Here is a 15916-nt window from a genome sequence, read left to right on the forward strand (position 1 = left end):
TCCGTCTCAGCCTGCGGACAGGACCGCGACAGCCTCTTCGCGCAGACCGGCCGGGATCACGACGACCGCGCTGTCCTGCGCCGACCGCTCGGCGACGGACCCGTCCGACCAGCGCAGATCGCGCGTGCGCAGTTCATCGGGCAACCCGATCGTGCCGACGCTCGGGTCGAGCGCGTGCACGTGCACCGTCGCCCCTGTGGTCGTGTAGCGACGCGGAGCGCCGCTCCGCTCCCCCATCCGGATCCACGGTCGTGTGCCGTAGATCGCGTGCCCGTTCGCCTGCAGCCACGCACCCAGCTCGCGCATCGCGCTCCGCTGCAGTTCCGGGATCGAGCCGTCGGCCGCAGGGCCCACGTTGATCAGCAGATTGCCGTTCTTGGCCACGACGTCGACGAGCAGGCGGATGAGCGCCGCACCGGACAGCGAGTGCCGCTCGTCCTCCGCCTGGTTGAAGCCGAACGAGTAGCCGAGGCCGCGGGTCGACTCCCATGGCTCCGGGATGATCTCAGGGATGTCCGTGTATTCGCGGGTGAGGAAGCCGTGGTACGGCACACCCCAGCGGTCGTTGACGACACCATCCGGTACGGCATCGAAGTACCGCTCCAGGAGCGCGGCGACCGCGTACTCGTCACGCCCCTTGCCACCGTCCGGCCACTCGATGTCGTTCCAGAGCACGTCGGGCGAGAAGCGCGCCACGAGCTCGTCGAGCTGTGCGGCGGAGTAGCGGGCGAAGTGCGCGTCGTTGCGACGGAACCGGAACAGATCGGTGTCCGATTCGATCGCCGGGAAGTCGCTCACATGCCAGTCGAGCGCGCCCGAGTAGTAGACGCCGAACTTCGCACCCACCCGGCGGGTGGCATCGTGGAACTCGGAGATCAGGTCACGGCGCGGACCACGAGCCACCGCGTTGAAGCCGGTCGTCGCGGTGTCCCACAGACAGAACCCCTCGTGGTGCTTCGTCGTGGGGATGATGTACCGGGCTCCCGCGCCGACGAGCTCGCCCACGAAGGCATCCGCGTCGAACGCCGAGGCATCCCACCGATCGGCGAGGTCCTCGTACGAGGTGCCCGGCCCGAACAGCTGCTGGTGCCGCTCCCACGTGGGGCTGCCGGCGATGCGCACGGTGTTGCCGTACCACTCGGCGTACTGGTGCCAGGCGTACGCGTCCTCGGTCGGGATGTTCACGCCCTCGCCGTGCTGCACGGCCCACGCCGGCACCGAGTAGAGACCCCAGTGCACGAAGAAGCCGAGCTTCGCGTCGCGGTACCAGTCGGGCACACCCTGCGTCGGGTACGTCGGAGCGTCCGCGCCGAGGTCCGGTCCGGTGCGCTTCTCGAAGTTCATCATGCGCTCTGCTCCTCAGAGGTTCCGCGACGGACGACGACCGCGGTGAGATCGGGATTCCCGTTCGGGTCGAAGGGGTAGACGCCGGGCCGCAGGCGGTGGTGGCCCAGACGCAGCAGGTCCTGATCGACACCTCCGGGCGTCAACGCGAGGGTCCAGCCCACGGCGAGCTCGTACAGCTCCGGCTCGAGGTAGCCGATCTTCACCACGACGATGTCGGCGCTCGTGGGCTCGAGCCCCAGCATCCGGAAATCCGAGAGGTGGTGGAACGGCTTGCGGCGCTCGGTGATGATGGCGTGCAGCCCGCCCACTGCGATCACGACCTGCGTGCCCGCATCGGGATCCCCGTCGGTGATGGAGAACACGGTCCCGGTGATCGGCACGGGGCCGTGCGGGCCTGCGTCGACCCCTGCGCCGGCGTCGAGGGTGACGGTGGCGCCGACACCGGCGGCCGCTGCCTGGGTGACGGCCACGGGATCGAAGATCGAGGCGACCAGAGTGGTGCGGCTGCCGTCGGTCAGCTCCGCACGCTGCAGCAGGTGCGCGAGCGTCCAGGTCACGTCGCCCGCACCACCGGCGGTCGGGTTGTCGCCCGAGTCCGAGATCAGGTACGGATGCGGCGCTCCCGGGGCGAGCGCCTTCTCGAGCGCCTCATCGAGGGATCCGGTCTCGGCCACGAAGACGAAGTCCTCGCGGGCGTCCCAGAACATCCGTGCCACGCGCTCGGCCTCGCGCGCGATCAGCTCCTCGTCGTCGCCGGTGACCACGACGTACGCCTGGCACCGCGGCTCATCCGCCCAGGCATAGCCGATCCACACCGAGGCGTCGACGACGCCGGGAAGCGCTTCGATCTCGGGCAGCTGCGCGTAGATGCTGCGCGCCGGCTCCAGGCGGGTGCTGGTCTTCTCCCCGGGCAGCAGCACCGGGACCGGCACCCACGCCGTGAACGGGCGCCGACGCAGCGGGTCGGTGCCGTGCGGCCCCCGCAGTCGCGAGAGCAGGTTCCACACCGCCCGCTCCTTGGTGTTCATCCAGTCCTCGTGCGGCGCCATCCGGTAGCAGGTCAGCAGATCGACCGCGTCGCGCAGCACCTCCGAGACGTTGCCGTGCAGATCCATCGAGGTCGACACCAGCGTGTCGGGGCCGAGGGCCGCGCGCACCGCGAGAGCGAGATCGCCCTCGGCGTCCTCCATGCCGACGACGCTCATGGCGCCGTGGATGTCGAAGAAGAAGCCGTCGAAGGGCCCCTGCGTGCGGATGCCCTCCACGATCGCATCCTTCATCCGGTGGTAGGTCTCCGGAGCCACGGCTCCGCCCGGCAGGGAGCGTCCGTGTGTGAGCGGTACCCACTCCGCGGCGGCTTCGAGCTCGCGCCCGTCCTGGAGGAAGGGATAGTACGAGCGCAGGGCCTCTCCGGTGCGGACCGTGAAGGCCTCGTCACCGGAGATATGAGGGGAGAACGTGCTCGACTCGATCGAGATCCCGGCGATGCCGATGCGGGGTCTCGGGAGCCCGCCGTCTGCGACGGAAGGAAGGGAACCCATCCAGATCTCGTGGGCTTCGGGACGTGCAGTCACGTGGTGTGCTCCTTGTCGGGGCTCGTCGGGTGGACTCATCGGGTGGTCGGGGCTCATCGAGTGGTCGGTGCTCATCGAGTGGTCGGTGCGAACCGGGATCAGTGTGCTCGTGCCGGCACGAGGGCACGGCGGGCGGTCTCGATGGCGCCGAGGGCGACGGCATCGGAACCGAGGACGGCGGGGATGATGCGCAGAGGGATGCCCGATACCGGGGAGTCCGTGCGCAGCGTGCGCGCGATCGCCGGCTCGAGGAGGTCCCAGGCGGTGGCGACGCCGCCGCCCACGATCGCACAGGGCAGATCCATGATCGTCGCCGCACTGGCACACGCGAGCGCGAGCGCGTGCCCGGCGGCGTCGAACACCGCGATCGCGTCCACGTCGCCCTGTCGGGCACGGTCGGCGACGTCTCTGGCGTCGAGGATCGGTCCCGCCGTGCGCTCCTGAAAGCGCAGTGCGATCGAGGTGCCCGACGCCAATGTCTCCAGATGGCCGGTCTGGCCACAGGTGCACACGAGCTCGCTGTAGCCGGGGGTGTGTCCGATCTCCCCCGCCGCACCGTGCGGACCGTGATGGAGCTCACCGTCGATCATGAGCGCACCGCCGACGCCCGTGCCGAGCATCACGCCGAGCACATCGCGGTCCGTGCGCCCGTCGGCGGCGGCCTCGCCGAGCAGGAAGGCGTTGACGTCGTTCTCGACACGTACGGGGACGCCGAGACGTGCTTCGAGTTCGTCCGCCAGGGGGAACCCCGCCCACCCGACGAAGGTGGCCGATGCCGCGCGGATCGTCCCGGTCTCATGGTCGATGACCCCCGCTGCGCCGACCCCTGCCGCAACGAGTGTCACGTCGGCCTCGGCGACCAGCGCGCGGGTGAGCTCTGCCGCCGCATCGGCCATCGCGCCTCCGCCGAGGGCAGCGGGTGCCGGGACGCTTCCCCTGGCGAGGACGGCTCCTTCGGCACTGACGAGGAGGGCCGCGATCTTGGTGCCGCCGATGTCGATCCCGACCAGACCGGTGCCGTCGGGGAGGACGACGCCGTCGACGGGCATGGTGGTGCGCTGTTCCTGACCGATCATGCTCAGCGCCCGCCCAGTCCTGCCATCGCGATGCCCTTGACGAGGTGCTTCTGCAACACGATCACGAGAATCGTCGTCGGCACCATCGAGATGATGGCCGCGGCCATCTGCAGGTCCCACCGCGTGCCGGTGAGTCCTGCGAAGCTCGCGAGTCCGACGGGGAGCGTTCCGTGCGCGTTGTAGTCGACCGTCACGATCAGCGGCCACAGGTAGCTGTTCCAGAACGAGAGGAACGTGAACACCGCGAGCACCGCCACGGCCGACTTCGACAGGGGAAGGATGATCTGCAGGAACGAGCGCACGGGGCCGGCGCCGTCGACGCGTGCCGCCTCCTCCAGCTCGTACGGGATGCCGCGGAAGAACTGCCGCATCAGGAACGTGCCGAAGGCCCCGAAGGCGAAGGGCAGGATCAGCGCCTGGTAGGTGTCGACCCAGTTGAACCACTGCATCACCTGGAACATCGGGATGACGAGGACTTCGGCCGGCACCATGAGCGTCGCGAGGAACAGCACGAACACCGCGTCGCGGCCCTTCCAGCGCAGACGCCCGAAGGCGTACCCTGCCGTGGTCGAGACGACCAGAACGACGAGGGTGCCGCCGATCGCGACGATGAAGGAGTTCATGATGTAGGTCAGGAACGGCCCGTAGGCGAACACGTCGACGAAGTTGCTCCACCGCAGCTCGGAACCCACCAGGGTCGGCGGCATCGAGAACATCTCGGCGTTCGGCTTGAGCGCCGAGAAGAACGCGTAGATCAGCGGGGAGATGAAGATCAGCGCCGCGATGTAGATCGCGACATGGGCGAGGATCAGTCGCGCGCGGGCACCCGGTGTGGTCGCCGCGCCGCGCGCACGCTCCCGATCGGAGCGGCCGGCACGGCCCGTGGGGCGGACGAGGGTCTCAGTGCTCATAGTGCACCCACTTCTTCTGCGCGGCGAACTGGAGCCCGGTGATCGCGATGATGATCGCGAAGAGGATCCACGCGGCTGCGGCGGCGAGGCCGAGGTCGCCGAAGGTGAACCCCTGCTCCCAGATGTACATGACGAGCGGCTTGGTGGCGTTGCCGGGACCGCCGCCGGTGAGCATCTGCGGCTGGACGAACACCTGCAGGGAGGTGATCATCGTCATGATCGTCGCGAAGAAGATCGACGGCGAGATCATCGGGATGATGATGCTCCATACCCGGCGGAACCCTCGGGCGCCGTCGATGCTCGCCGCCTCCAGCACGCTCTCGGGGAGCTGCTCGAGAGCGGCCGAGAAGATCAGCATGTTGTAGCCGAGCCCCTGCCAGACGCTCATCACGACGACCATGATCATGGCCCATGACGGGTCGGCGAGGAAGTTCGGCAGCTCGATGCCGAACCAGGTCTGCGAGAGACCGTTGAACAGCCCCTGCGGCTGCAGCATCATCTTCCACACCAGCACGTTGGCGACCATCGGAGTCACCACGGGGATGAAGAAGAGCACGCGCAGGGCTCCTCGTCCGCGGATTCGCGATCCGAGGCCGAGAGCGAGCACGAGCGAGAGAGCGACGCTCAGCGGCACGTAGAGCAGGGTGTACACCGCCGAGTTGCGCAGCGCCGGCCAGAAGTCGGGGCTGCTGGTGAACAGCTTGACGTAGTTGTCCACGCCGTTGAAGGTCCGCTCGCCGAAGGTCGGCCAGTCGAAGACGCTCATCACGATCGAGAGCCCGACGGGCACGATCGTGAACAGGGCGAGCCCGATCAGGGCGGGGCTTGCGAACCCCAGCGCCTGACCGGCCTCCACCTTGGCGAGCGATCGTCGACGTCTCGTCGTGATCGTCATCTCAGTTCTTTCTCTGTTGCTGCGTTACTGCGGTGGCCGGAGCCGGGTCACTCGCCGAACTGCGCCTGCGCGTTGGAGAGCAGCTCTTCCATCGTCATCTGACCGTTGTAGACGCTGACCAGGTTGGGCTGGATGTAGCTGTCGAGCTTCTGCCAGTTCTTCGTCATGTACAGCGGAACGGTGTCGCCGAACGCGGCCTCGAACACCGACTGCACCTGGTCGCGGTACTTCTCGTCGATGGACTCGAAGTACAGCGGCTGCGACGACGTGCGCGCGGGATACGAGCGTCCCGAGGATGCGATGTAGTCCTGCGCGTCCTCGCCCAGCAGCGAGCCCATCACCTTGAGGGCGGCCTCCGGGTTCTTGCAGTTGGCCGAGATGCCGTAACCGGAGCCGAGGATCGGGCCGGGGTTGCCGTCCGCGCCTGCGGGCAGCGGCACCATGCCGGCGGCGAAGCCGGACTCGTTGTCGAGGTAGCTCACGGCGTTCCACGTGCCGTCGACGGCCATCGCGGCATTGGCGCCGGTGTACTGGTTCTCGCCCCATCCGGTGTCGGAAGCGGACGCCACGGGGGCCGCGACCTTCTTCTCGGTCACCAGCTCGGCGTACCAGGTCGAGGCGTCGACGAACGCCTTCTCGTCGATGTGCAGGGTGCCGTCCTCGGAGGCCGGCTGCGTCGCGGAGTACGCGATCGGCATCGACATCCACTGGTAGCCGCCCATGCCCATGCCGAAGCCGTACTTGCCGTCCTTGGTGGCAGCGGCGGCGATGGTGTCGAAGTCGTCGAACGTCCACCCGATCTCCGGGGTGGGGGCGCCCGCTGCGGTCAGCATGTCCTGGTTGTAGTACACGAGCATGGTGGCGACGTCGAAGGGCACGCCATAGGTCTTGCCCTCGAAGCTGAGGATGCCGTCGGCGCTCGGGTTGAACTCGGACCAGTCGATGCCGGCCGTCTTGAGGTCGGCATCGCTCAGCTCACGGAATCCGCCGGTGTAGCCGCCCAGCTGCGCTCCGCTCATACCGGTCACGCACGCCATGTTGCCGCTGGCCATGTTGGTGGTCAGCTTCGTGAAGAAGTCGCTCCACGGCGACGTCTGCAGCTTGATCTTGATGTCGGGGTTCTGCTCCTGCGCGAATGCGACCTGGGCCTCGAGGGCATCGACGTCGGACTCGCTCCCCGCCCACATGTCGACGACGATCGTGTCGCCGTCGGCGGAACCGCCGGTGCCGCTGCCGCTCGCGCAGCCGGTCATCGCGACTGCGACGCCGGCGACGGCGACAACAGCCCCTACACGCAACTTCTTCATTGAATGCCTCCTGGAAGGGAACTGGTTATTTCGAGGCTCGAATTAACCTAGTAGGATTTCGTATGAAGTTACCGTTTCATACTTCGCAAGGGGCCGCAAGCTGAACATCCGATGTTTATCGGACCTTGATAATTCGTAACTCCCGGGAAACACGACCATCCCCCGCTACGCTGACGATGCTCCGACAGGAAAGTGCTCCCATGACGAACACCGCTGACACCACCGTCGACGACCCGCACACGCGGCGGATCCTCGACCTCGTCGCGCGCGGCGAGGCCCGCTCGCGATCGGAGCTCGCCACATCGCTCGGCGTCGCCGCATCGACGGTCGGACTCCGCGTGCAGTCCCTGCTCGACGCCGGAGTCCTCCGCGAAGCGGGCGACGGCACCTCTCGCGGCGGACGACGTCCCCGGGTCCTCCAGATCGCCGCGGACGGCTTCGTACTCTCGGCAGACCTCGGCGGGGGCCACGCGCGCATCGGCAGGCACTCCCTCAGTGGCGCCCTCTTGGACAGCGAGTCGATCGCCGTCGATGTGACCGAGGGCCCCGAGGCGACGCTCGACCGCCTCGGGGTCGTATTCGACCGCCTGGCGTCCGCCGGTCGCGTCCACGCGATCGGCATCAGCCTTCCGGGACCCGTCGACATCGCGACAGGCTCGGTCGATCAGCCATCGCGGATGCCCGGATGGCCGGGGTTCCGCGTCGGCGAGCACCTCTCCACGCGCTACGACGTTCCGGTGGCGGTCGACAACGACGCCAATCTCGCCGCCCTGGGAGAGCACCGTGAGCGCTTCGGCCACACCGGCCACAGCATCACGGTGAAGGCGGGAACCGCGATCGGCAGCGGCATCATCGTCGACGGCCGCGTGCACCGCGGTGCGACCTCCGCCGCCGGCGACATCACGCACACCCGCATCGACGGCAGCGGCGACATCCCCTGCTCCTGCGGCAACACCGGCTGCCTCGAGACCGTGGCGAGCGGGGCGAGCCTCGTGCGGCAGATGCGAGACCGCGGCAACGACTCCGTGCACACGACGACCGATGTGCTCAGCCTGGCACGCGATGCGGATCCCCTGGCCACGACGCTGGTGCGGACCGCAGGCACCCATCTCGGACAGGCGCTCTCCGGCGTCGTGAACTTCTTCAACCCGCACGCCGTGTTCCTCACCGGCAGCATGAGCGCATCCGAACCGTTCATCGCCGCCGTCCGCAGCCGGGTCTACGAGGCGTGCCACCCGCTCGCCACGCAGCGCCTGCGCATCGAGTCCGCGACCACGGGCGCTGATGCCATCCTGCATGGAGCCGCGCGCCTCGCGCTCGAGGGCATGGACATCCCCGTGGCGACGGCCTGAGCCGCCGCCACGAGGGACTCAGTCGTCGATCAGATTCAGTTCGATCACGGGCACGAGCACGTCGGGGCGTCGCACCGGGAGGTGCACCGTCAGCGTCCCCTCGGCCTCCCCCGCAGGCGTCATCAGATCCGCCTCGCGATCCGGATCGGACACGCTGGTCCGGAGCCACGATCCGTCGTTCAGCAGCCGCGCGTACGACACCTTCCCGGCGAGCTCCGGCAGGTGCACGAAGCCCATCGGCCAACTGAACAGGTTCAGGTACAGGCGGTTCCCCCTACGCGTGTACACCCCCTCGCGCGGCGGGGTGAACGACGCGTGCCCGGCGCCGATCACGGCGCCCCGATGCAGGCGCATCCACTCGCCGATCACCCCCAGCGTCTGCGCATCGCGGGGCGCGATCGCCCCACGTCCGTCCGGGCCGATGTTCAACAGCATGTTGCCGCCCATCGACACAGAGTCCACCAGCATCTGCACGAGCATGGTGGGCGACTTCTGATCGGTGTTGTCACGGTGGTAGCCCCAGGAGCCGTTCAGCGTCTGGCACGCCTCCCAGGTCAGCGGCACACCGTCACGCACGATCGGCGAAGTCGGCTGGTACTGCTCGGGGGTGACGAAGTCGGCCGGAATGCCCAGACGATCATTCACGAGCATGTTCGGCTGCAGTTCCCGGCACAGGGCGAGCAGGGCTGTCGCGTCCCAGTCGCCCGGCCCCTTGCCCACCCATCCGTCCTTCTCCTCGGGGTAGGTGAAGTCGAAGAAGAGGTAGTCGATGTCGCCGTACTCCGTGAGGAGCTCGCGCACCTGCCCGTGGAGGTAGTCGCGGTACGCGGCCATGTCGCGCCCGACATTCAGCGCGTGCGCGCCCTCGTCGTCACGGCGCGGGTGGTTCCAGTCCACCGTGAAGTCGGGGTGATGCCAATCGATCACCGAGTGGTAGAGGCCGACCTTGAGGCCCTCGGCCCGCAGCGCCTCCACATACTCGCGCACGAGGTCGCGCCCGGTGTTCGTCACCGACGTGAAGTCCGTCAGCTTCGAGTCCCAGAGGCAGAATCCGTCGTGGTGCTTCGTGGTGAGCACCACGTATCCCATGCCGGTCTCCTTCGCCGTGCGCGCCAGGGCGGTCGCATCGAAGAGATCCGGGTCGAAGTGCTCGAAATACTGCCGGTAGTCCTCATCGGTGAGGCGTTCGTAGTTCTGGACCCACTCGTGCCGGGCGGCCCCGCTGTAGAGGCCGAAGTGGACGAACATGCCGAACCGGGCCCGGTCAAACCATTCCTGTCGCATGTCCTCCATCCTGGCATAGACATCGGATGTTTAGAGGCAGAATGACCTCGGTCACGAAGAACGGGCGCCCCCGAAGGGACGCCCGTTCTTTCGAGAATCGAATCAGCGCGCGGCGCTGCCGTCGACGTAGTCCTCATCCTGCTGCTTCCACGCGAAGAGCGAGCGCAGCTCCTTGCCGGTGACCTCGATCGGGTGCTGCTCCTCCTTCGCACGCAGTGCCAGGAACTCCTCGGCCCCGTTGTCCTGGTCGTCGATGAAGCGCTTCGCGAAGGCGCCGGACTGGATGTCGGCCAGCACGCCCTTCATGCTCTCCTTGACGCGCTCGTCGATGACGCGCGGACCCGAGACGTAGTCGCCGAACTCGGCGGTGTCGGAGATCGACCAGCGCTGCTTGGCGATGCCGCCCTCCCACATCAGGTCGACGATCAGCTTGAGCTCGTGCAGAACCTCGAAGTACGCGATCTGCGGCTGGTAGCCCGCCTCGGTCAGCGTCTCGAAGCCGGCCTGCACCAGGTGGCTCACGCCACCGCAGAGCACGGCCTGCTCACCGAACAGGTCGGTCTCGGTCTCCTCGGTGAAGGTCGTCTTGATGACGCCGGCGCGGGTGCCGCCGATGGCCTTGGCGTACGAGAGCGCGAGGTCCCATGCCGTGCCCGATGCGTCGCGCTCGACGGCGATGATGTCGGGGATGCCACGGCCGGCGACGAACTCGCGACGGACCGTGTGACCGGGAGCCTTCGGGGCGACCAGGATCACGTCGACACCCTCGGGAGCGTCGATGTAACCGAAGCGGATGTTGAAGCCGTGCGCGAAGGCGAGCGTCTTGCCGGCCGTCAGGTTCGGCGCGATCGACTCGCTGTAGATCGTGCGCTGGTGCTGGTCCGGCGCGAGGATCATGATGACGTCGGCCCACTCGGTGGCGTCGGCGACGGTCTTCACCGGGAAGCCGGCCTCCTCGGCCTTGGCTGCCGACTTGGAGCCCTCCTTGAGGGCGATCGCGACCTCGACACCCGAGTCGCGCAGGTTCTGCGCATGGGCGTGACCCTGCGATCCGTAGCCGACGATCGCGACCTTCTTGCCCTGGATCAGGGACAGGTCTGCATCGGCGTCGTAGAAGATCTCGGTGCTCACTATGTGTTTCTCCTTGTTCTTTGCGTTTCGTCTTGCTTCGCGCACTCGATGAGCGGCGAAAACTCGGTACTCGGGTTGGTCAGCCGCGCAGGACGCGTTCGGTGATGCTCTTGCCGCCGCGGCCGATCGCGAGAAGGCCGGACTGCGCGATCTCCTTGATGCCGAAGGGCTCGAGCGCGCGCAGCATCGCATCGACCTTGCCCTTGTCACCGGTCACCTCGATCACGAGTGCGTCGGAGGCGTAGTCGACCACGGAGGCGCGGAAGAGGTTCACCACCTCGATCACGTTCGAGCGCGTGGCGTTGTCGGTGCGCACCTTCACGAGCATGTGCTCGCGCTGCACGGAGGTGGCGAAGTCGAGCTCGACGATCTTGATCACATTGATCAGCTTGTTGAGCTGCTTGGTGACCTGCTCGAGCGGAAGCTCGTCGACGTCGACGACGACGGTGATGCGGGAGATACCCGGCACCTCCGTCACGCCGACGGCGAGGGAGTCGATGTTGAAGCCGCGGCGGGCGAAGAGCCCCGCGACACGGGTCAGCAGGCCGGGGGTGTTCTCCACCAGCAGGCTCAGCACGTGGGTCGACATGGATCAGTCCTCCTCGTCGAATGCGGGCGCGTGCTCGCGGGCGTACTGGACATAGCTGTTGCTGACTCCCTGCGGGACCATCGGCCACACCATGGAGTCGGCACTCACGACGAAGTCGATCACCACGGGGCGGTCGTTCGTCTCGAGCGCGAGCTGGATGGCGGCGTCCACCTCCTCTTCCTTCTCCACGCGGATCGCGAGGCAGCCGTAGGCCTCGGCGAGCTTCACGAAGTCGGGGATGCGGATCGTGCCGTGACCCGTGTTCAGATCGGTGTTGGAGTGACGGCCGTCATAGAACAGCGTCTGCCACTGCCGGACCATGCCGAGCGACGAGTTGTTGATGATCGCGACCTTGATCGGGATGTTGTTGATCGTGCAGGTCGCGAGCTCCTGATTCGTCATCTGGAAGCAGCCGTCGCCGTCGATCGCCCAGACCGGACGCTCGGGCTGCGCCACCTTGGCCCCCATCGCGGCCGGCACCGAGTAACCCATCGTGCCGGCACCGCCGGAGTTCAACCAGGCGTTCGGACGCTCGTACTTGATGAACTGTGCCGCCCACATCTGGTGCTGACCGACGCCGGAGGCGAAGATGCCCTCCGGACCGGTGAGCTCGCCGATCCGCTGGATCACATACTGCGGAGCCAGGAGGCCGTCCGTCGTCGGCGCGTATCCGAGGGGGAACTCGGTGCGCAGTCCGTCGAGGTACGACCACCATTCCTCGATGTCGGGCTTCGCGCCGGAGGTCGCCCCGCGGAAGGCCGCATCGAGATCGGTGAGCACATCGCGCACGTCGCCGACGATCGGCACATCGGCCGTGCGGATCTTGGAGATCTCGGCCGGGTCGATGTCGACATGGACGACCTTCGCGTTCGGCGCGAACAGAGCCGCCTTACCCGTGACGCGGTCGTCGAACCGGGCACCGAGCGACACCAGGAGGTCGGCCTCCTGGAGCGCCAGCACGGCGGGAACCGTGCCGTGCATGCCGGGCATGCCGAGGTGCTGAGGGTGCGAGTCGGGGAACGCGCCGCGCGCCATCAGCGTGGTGACGACCGGCGCGCCGGTGGACTCCGCGAGCTCGAGGAGCTCCGCCGACGCCTTGCCGCGGATCACACCACCGCCGACGTACAGCACCGGCTTCTTGGCCTCGGCGAGCAGCGTCGCCGCGGCCTGGATCTGCTTGCCGTGCGCCTTCGTGACGGGACGATAGCCGGGGAGGTCGATCTTGGGCGGCCACACGAACGGGGCGGTCGCCTGCTGCGCATCCTTCGTGATGTCGACCAACACGGGGCCGGGGCGTCCGGTGCCCGCGATCTCGTAGGCCGCGACGATCGCGCCGGGGATGTCCGCGGCATCCTTCACCAGGAACGAGTGCTTGGTGATCGGCATCGTGATGCCCACGATGTCGGCTTCCTGGAACGCGTCCGTTCCCATCAGCGTCGAGAACACCTGGCCGGTGATGGCGAGCATCGGAACCGAGTCCATGTAGGCATCGGCGATCGCGGTCACGAGGTTGGTCGCACCGGGCCCGGAGGTCGCGATGCACACGCCGACCTTGCCGGAGGCCGATGCGTAGCCCTCGGCGGCGTGACCGGCGCCCTGCTCGTGCCGCACCAGGATGTGGCGCAGCTCGGAGGCATCCATGAGCGGGTCGTAGACCGGGAGGATCGCACCTCCGGGAAGACCGAACACGTCGGTGACACCGAGCAGCTCGAGCGAGCGGACCACGGCCTCCGCGCCGGTGATCTCCGGCGCAGAGGATTGACGGGCGGGCGGCCTCGGCACGGCCGGGGCGGTATCAGCAGTCATGAGTTTCCTTCTGATGATCTGTGGAGGACGCCGGACGTCGGAGCGTCCGGGTCAGCCGGTGGTCGCTCCCTCGGCGGCGGACCGCACGAGGCGCGAGTACTTGGCAAGAACGCCTCGGGTGTAGCGCGGGGGAAGCGGCTCCCAGCCAGAACGGCGGGAGGCGAGCTCTGCCTCGTCGACGAGTAGATCGAGAGAGCGAGCTGCGATATCGACCCGTATCAGATCACCATCGCGCACGAAGGCGATAGGACCTGCGTCCACCGCTTCGGGTGCTATGTGGCCGATGCACAGGCCGGTTGTGCCGCCTGAGAATCGTCCGTCAGTCAAGAGTAGTACATCTTTTCCGAGCCCCGCGCCCTTGATGGCCGCAGTGATGGCGAGCATCTCGCGCATGCCCGGTCCGCCCTTGGGGCCCTCGTAGCGGATCACGATGACGGTGCCGGGCTCGATCTCCCCCTCGGCGACCGCGTCCATGGCGGCGCGCTCGCGCTCGAACACGCGTGCGGGGCCCTCGAACACGGCGGCGTCGAAGCCGGCGGTCTTGACGACAGCGCCCTCGGGGGCGAGGGAGCCGTGCAGGATCGTGAGGCCGCCGGTCGCGTGGATCGGGTTGTCGAAGGTGTGGATGACCTCGCCGTCGATCGGCTGCGGGTCGAGGTCGGCGAGGTTCTCGGCGAGCGTCTTGCCCGTGACGGTGAGCGCGTCGCCGTGCAACAGGCCCTCGTCGAGCATCGCCTTCATGATCACGGGGATGCCGCCGTGACGATCGACGTCGTTCATCACGTACTTGCCGAAGGGCTTCATGTCGGCGACGTGCGGGACCTTGTCGCCGATGCGGTTGAAGTCGTGCAGGCTCAGCTCGACGTCGGCCTCACGGGCGATCGCGAGCAGGTGCAGGACGACGTTCGTGGAACCACCGAGGGCCATCGCGAGGGCGATCGCGTTCTCGAACGCCTCCTTGGTGAGGATGTCGCGCGTCGTGATGCCCTGACGGAGCAGGTTCACCACGGCCTCGCCCGAGCGGTGGGCGTAGTAGTCGCGACGACGATCCGCTGCGGGCGGAGCCGCCGAGCCCGGAAGGCTGAGGCCGAGGGCCTCCGCGACCGACGCCATGGTGTTGGCGGTGTACATGCCACCGCAGGCACCCTCGCCGGGAGCGATGGCGCACTCGATGCGCTTGAGGTCCTCCTCGCTCATGAGACCGGCACGGCAGGCACCGACCGCCTCGAACGAGTCGATGATCGTGACGTCCTTCTCGGTGCCGTCAGAGAGCTTGACCCAGCCGGGAGCGATGGACCCGGCGTACAGGAACACGCTCGACAGGTCGAGGCGCGCGCTGGCCATGAGCATTCCGGGGATCGACTTGTCGCAGCCGGCGAGGAGCACGGAACCGTCGAGGCGCTCGGCCATCATGACGGTCTCGACGGAGTCGGCGATGACCTCGCGCGACACGAGCGAGAAGTGCATCCCCTCGTGGCCCATCGAGATGCCGTCCGAGACGGAGATCGTGCCGAACTGCAGCGGGTAGCCGCCGCCGGAGTGCACGCCTTCCTTGGCCCCCTGAGCGAGACGGTCGAGACTCAGGTTGCAGGGAGTGATCTCGTTCCAGCTCGACGCGATGCCGATCTGCGGCTTGTCCCAGTCGGCGTCTCCCATGCCGACGGCACGGAGCATGCCTCGGGAGGTCGTGGCCTCGATGCCGTCGGTGACGACGCGGCTGCGGGGCTTGATGTCGATGGGCGCGCTGTGAGAGGGATCATGCGAGGACATGACGGAAGTCTATTGCCGACGAGAGGCGCGTTCGTCCGCCAACGCCTCCAGAAGCTCGGCGATCTGTTGTGGAGTGTCCACACGCAAGGTCGCGACGCTCTCCCCCGGGCCCACGCGCACGCCGAGGTCGCCTTCTCCGAGCACACGCATCGCGTCCTCGTCGGTCACATCGTCGCCGGCGAACAGGATCCCCGTGGCATCGAAGCGATCGCGGAGCGCGGCCATCGCGGCGTCCTTGCCCTCGGTGCGCGAGGAGAATTCGAGAACCCGGTGCCCGGAGCGCCGCCGCCAGTGCGGGAATCGCTCGGCGACGAGCGCGTCGATCTCGGCGAAGACGCGTTGCTCGGTCTCCCGGTCCGCACGGCGGGTGTGCACGCCCATGCCGAAGGTCTTGGGCTCGAACTCCGCACCCTCGTACCGTTCGATGATCGGCTTCGCCGCAGCCCAGAGCTCTTCCCGAGCCCCTTCTTCCGTCTCCTCGCCTGGTGCGTCCACGTCGCCCTCGCCGGGGAACCAGTACTGGGCGCCGTGTGAGCCGGCCAGCGCGATCGCGGAGTCGTCCGTGTGCTCGGTGATCACGCGAAGGTCGTGCATGCTGCGACCGGAGACGTAGGCGACGAGCGTGTCCGGCAGAGCGGCGAGGCGTTCGACCTGAACCGCCACCTCGGGAAGCGCCCGTGCCGCCATCGGGTCTGCGACCAGAGGAGAAGCCGTGCCGTCGAAGTCGAGGGCGACCACCAACCGCGGTGTGGCAGCCAGAGCCTGCAGGTCGTCGTCAGCGGTTCCGGGGGTCCAGGGACGCGTCACGGATTCTCCAATCACAGGGGTGGTTCTCGGCGGCTCCGGCGTGAGCCGCACGCTCAGTATCTCGGTC

Annotated in this window: 13 protein-coding genes; 1 reads left to right on the forward strand and 12 read right to left on the reverse strand. The window is 67.8% G+C overall.

All coding sequences use genetic code 11. The annotated features are described in order from the left end of the window. Nucleotides 1-6: 6 nt before the first annotated feature. From MST3598_RS09810 to MST3598_RS09835, 6 genes are all read right to left on the reverse strand, one after another. On the reverse strand, nucleotides 7-1347 hold the full coding sequence (locus tag MST3598_RS09810; RefSeq protein WP_029259047.1) for an alpha-L-fucosidase: 1341 nt from the start codon (nucleotides 1345-1347) through the stop codon (nucleotides 7-9). Beyond that, nucleotides 1344-2888 carry a M81 family metallopeptidase gene (locus MST3598_RS09815; RefSeq protein WP_029259046.1) on the reverse strand — a complete coding sequence of 515 codons (1545 nt, stop codon included), beginning with the start codon at nucleotides 2886-2888 and terminating at the stop codon, nucleotides 1344-1346. The genes MST3598_RS09810 and MST3598_RS09815 overlap by 4 nt, the downstream gene beginning before the upstream one ends. 131 nt (nucleotides 2889-3019) lie before the next feature. Continuing rightward, nucleotides 3020-3997 carry an ROK family protein gene (locus tag MST3598_RS09820; RefSeq protein ID WP_081860101.1) on the reverse strand — a complete coding sequence of 326 codons (978 nt, stop codon included), beginning with the start codon at nucleotides 3995-3997 and terminating at the stop codon, nucleotides 3020-3022. 2 nt (nucleotides 3998-3999) lie between these two features. Further along, entirely contained in the window at nucleotides 4000-4908 is a 909-nt protein-coding gene (locus tag MST3598_RS09825; RefSeq protein ID WP_029259044.1) for a carbohydrate ABC transporter permease, read from the reverse strand. Then, nucleotides 4898-5803, reverse strand: coding sequence for a carbohydrate ABC transporter permease (locus tag MST3598_RS09830; RefSeq protein WP_017830811.1), 906 nt, complete (start codon nucleotides 5801-5803; stop codon nucleotides 4898-4900). Before MST3598_RS09830 ends, MST3598_RS09825 begins: the two co-directional genes overlap by 11 nt. A 47-nt stretch (nucleotides 5804-5850) precedes the next feature. After that, nucleotides 5851-7110: an ABC transporter substrate-binding protein gene (locus MST3598_RS09835; RefSeq protein WP_021200381.1), complete on the reverse strand. Its 1260-nt coding sequence runs from the start codon at nucleotides 7108-7110 to the stop codon at nucleotides 5851-5853. A 200-nt stretch (nucleotides 7111-7310) separates the two neighbouring features. Here MST3598_RS09835 and MST3598_RS09840 point away from each other — a divergent pair, with 200 nt between their 5' ends. Beyond that, complete coding sequence (locus MST3598_RS09840; protein WP_021200380.1) at nucleotides 7311-8462, forward strand: ROK family transcriptional regulator; 1152 nt, start codon at nucleotides 7311-7313, stop codon at nucleotides 8460-8462. Between the two features lie 18 nt (nucleotides 8463-8480). Here the strand turns inward: MST3598_RS09840 and MST3598_RS09845 are convergent, their stop codons facing one another. The 6 genes from MST3598_RS09845 to otsB form a co-directional block, all read right to left on the reverse strand. Next, the gene (locus tag MST3598_RS09845) at nucleotides 8481-9755 is read right to left on the reverse strand and encodes an alpha-L-fucosidase (RefSeq protein WP_442922149.1); all 1275 of its coding nucleotides are present in this window, start codon (nucleotides 9753-9755) and stop codon (nucleotides 8481-8483) included. A 93-nt stretch (nucleotides 9756-9848) separates the two neighbouring features. After that, nucleotides 9849-11069 carry a ketol-acid reductoisomerase gene (gene ilvC / locus MST3598_RS09850; RefSeq protein WP_269320229.1) on the reverse strand — a complete coding sequence of 407 codons (1221 nt, stop codon included), beginning with the start codon at nucleotides 11067-11069 and terminating at the stop codon, nucleotides 9849-9851. Next, a complete protein-coding gene (gene ilvN, locus MST3598_RS09855; RefSeq protein ID WP_017830816.1) occupies nucleotides 10957-11466 on the reverse strand; it encodes an acetolactate synthase small subunit in 510 nt (169 codons plus the stop codon). Before ilvN ends, ilvC begins: the two co-directional genes overlap by 113 nt. A 3-nt stretch (nucleotides 11467-11469) precedes the next feature. After that, the gene (locus MST3598_RS18525; protein WP_029259041.1) at nucleotides 11470-13272 is read right to left on the reverse strand and encodes an acetolactate synthase large subunit; all 1803 of its coding nucleotides are present in this window, start codon (nucleotides 13270-13272) and stop codon (nucleotides 11470-11472) included. Nucleotides 13273-13323: 51 nt separating this feature from the next. Further along, nucleotides 13324-15042 carry a dihydroxy-acid dehydratase gene (gene ilvD / locus MST3598_RS18530; RefSeq protein ID WP_021200376.1) on the reverse strand — a complete coding sequence of 573 codons (1719 nt, stop codon included), beginning with the start codon at nucleotides 15040-15042 and terminating at the stop codon, nucleotides 13324-13326. Nucleotides 15043-15051: 9 nt separating this feature from the next. Beyond that, a complete protein-coding gene (gene otsB / locus MST3598_RS09865) occupies nucleotides 15052-15849 on the reverse strand; it encodes a trehalose-phosphatase (protein ID WP_021200375.1) in 798 nt (265 codons plus the stop codon). Between the last annotated feature and the right edge of the window lie 67 nt (nucleotides 15850-15916).

Source organism: Microbacterium sp. TPU 3598, assembly GCF_002356155.1.
Taxonomy (GTDB): domain Bacteria; phylum Actinomycetota; class Actinomycetes; order Actinomycetales; family Microbacteriaceae; genus Microbacterium; species Microbacterium maritypicum_A.

Excerpts from the sequence above, each read along its gene's own strand:
- MST3598_RS09810 (WP_029259047.1), bottom strand. The coding sequence starts at position 1,347 with ATGATGAACTTCGAGAAGCGCACCGGACCGGACCTCGGCGCGGACGCT.
- MST3598_RS09815 (WP_029259046.1), bottom strand. The coding sequence starts at position 2,888 with ATGGGTTCCCTTCCTTCCGTCGCAGACGGCGGGCTCCCGAGACCCCGC.
- MST3598_RS09820 (WP_081860101.1), bottom strand. The coding sequence starts at position 3,997 with ATGATCGGTCAGGAACAGCGCACCACCATGCCCGTCGACGGCGTCGTC.
- MST3598_RS09825 (WP_029259044.1), bottom strand. The coding sequence starts at position 4,908 with ATGAGCACTGAGACCCTCGTCCGCCCCACGGGCCGTGCCGGCCGCTCC.
- MST3598_RS09830 (WP_017830811.1), bottom strand. The coding sequence starts at position 5,803 with ATGACGATCACGACGAGACGTCGACGATCGCTCGCCAAGGTGGAGGCC.
- MST3598_RS09835 (WP_021200381.1), bottom strand. The coding sequence starts at position 7,110 with ATGAAGAAGTTGCGTGTAGGGGCTGTTGTCGCCGTCGCCGGCGTCGCA.
- MST3598_RS09840 (WP_021200380.1), top strand. The coding sequence starts at position 7,311 with ATGACGAACACCGCTGACACCACCGTCGACGACCCGCACACGCGGCGG.
- MST3598_RS09845 (WP_442922149.1), bottom strand. The coding sequence starts at position 9,755 with ATGGAGGACATGCGACAGGAATGGTTTGACCGGGCCCGGTTCGGCATG.
- ilvC (WP_269320229.1), bottom strand. The coding sequence starts at position 11,069 with ATGCGATGCTGCGCGCGCTCGAGCCCTTCGGCATCAAGGAGATCGCGC.
- ilvN (WP_017830816.1), bottom strand. The coding sequence starts at position 11,466 with ATGTCGACCCACGTGCTGAGCCTGCTGGTGGAGAACACCCCCGGCCTG.
- MST3598_RS18525 (WP_029259041.1), bottom strand. The coding sequence starts at position 13,272 with ATGACTGCTGATACCGCCCCGGCCGTGCCGAGGCCGCCCGCCCGTCAA.
- ilvD (WP_021200376.1), bottom strand. The coding sequence starts at position 15,042 with ATGTCCTCGCATGATCCCTCTCACAGCGCGCCCATCGACATCAAGCCC.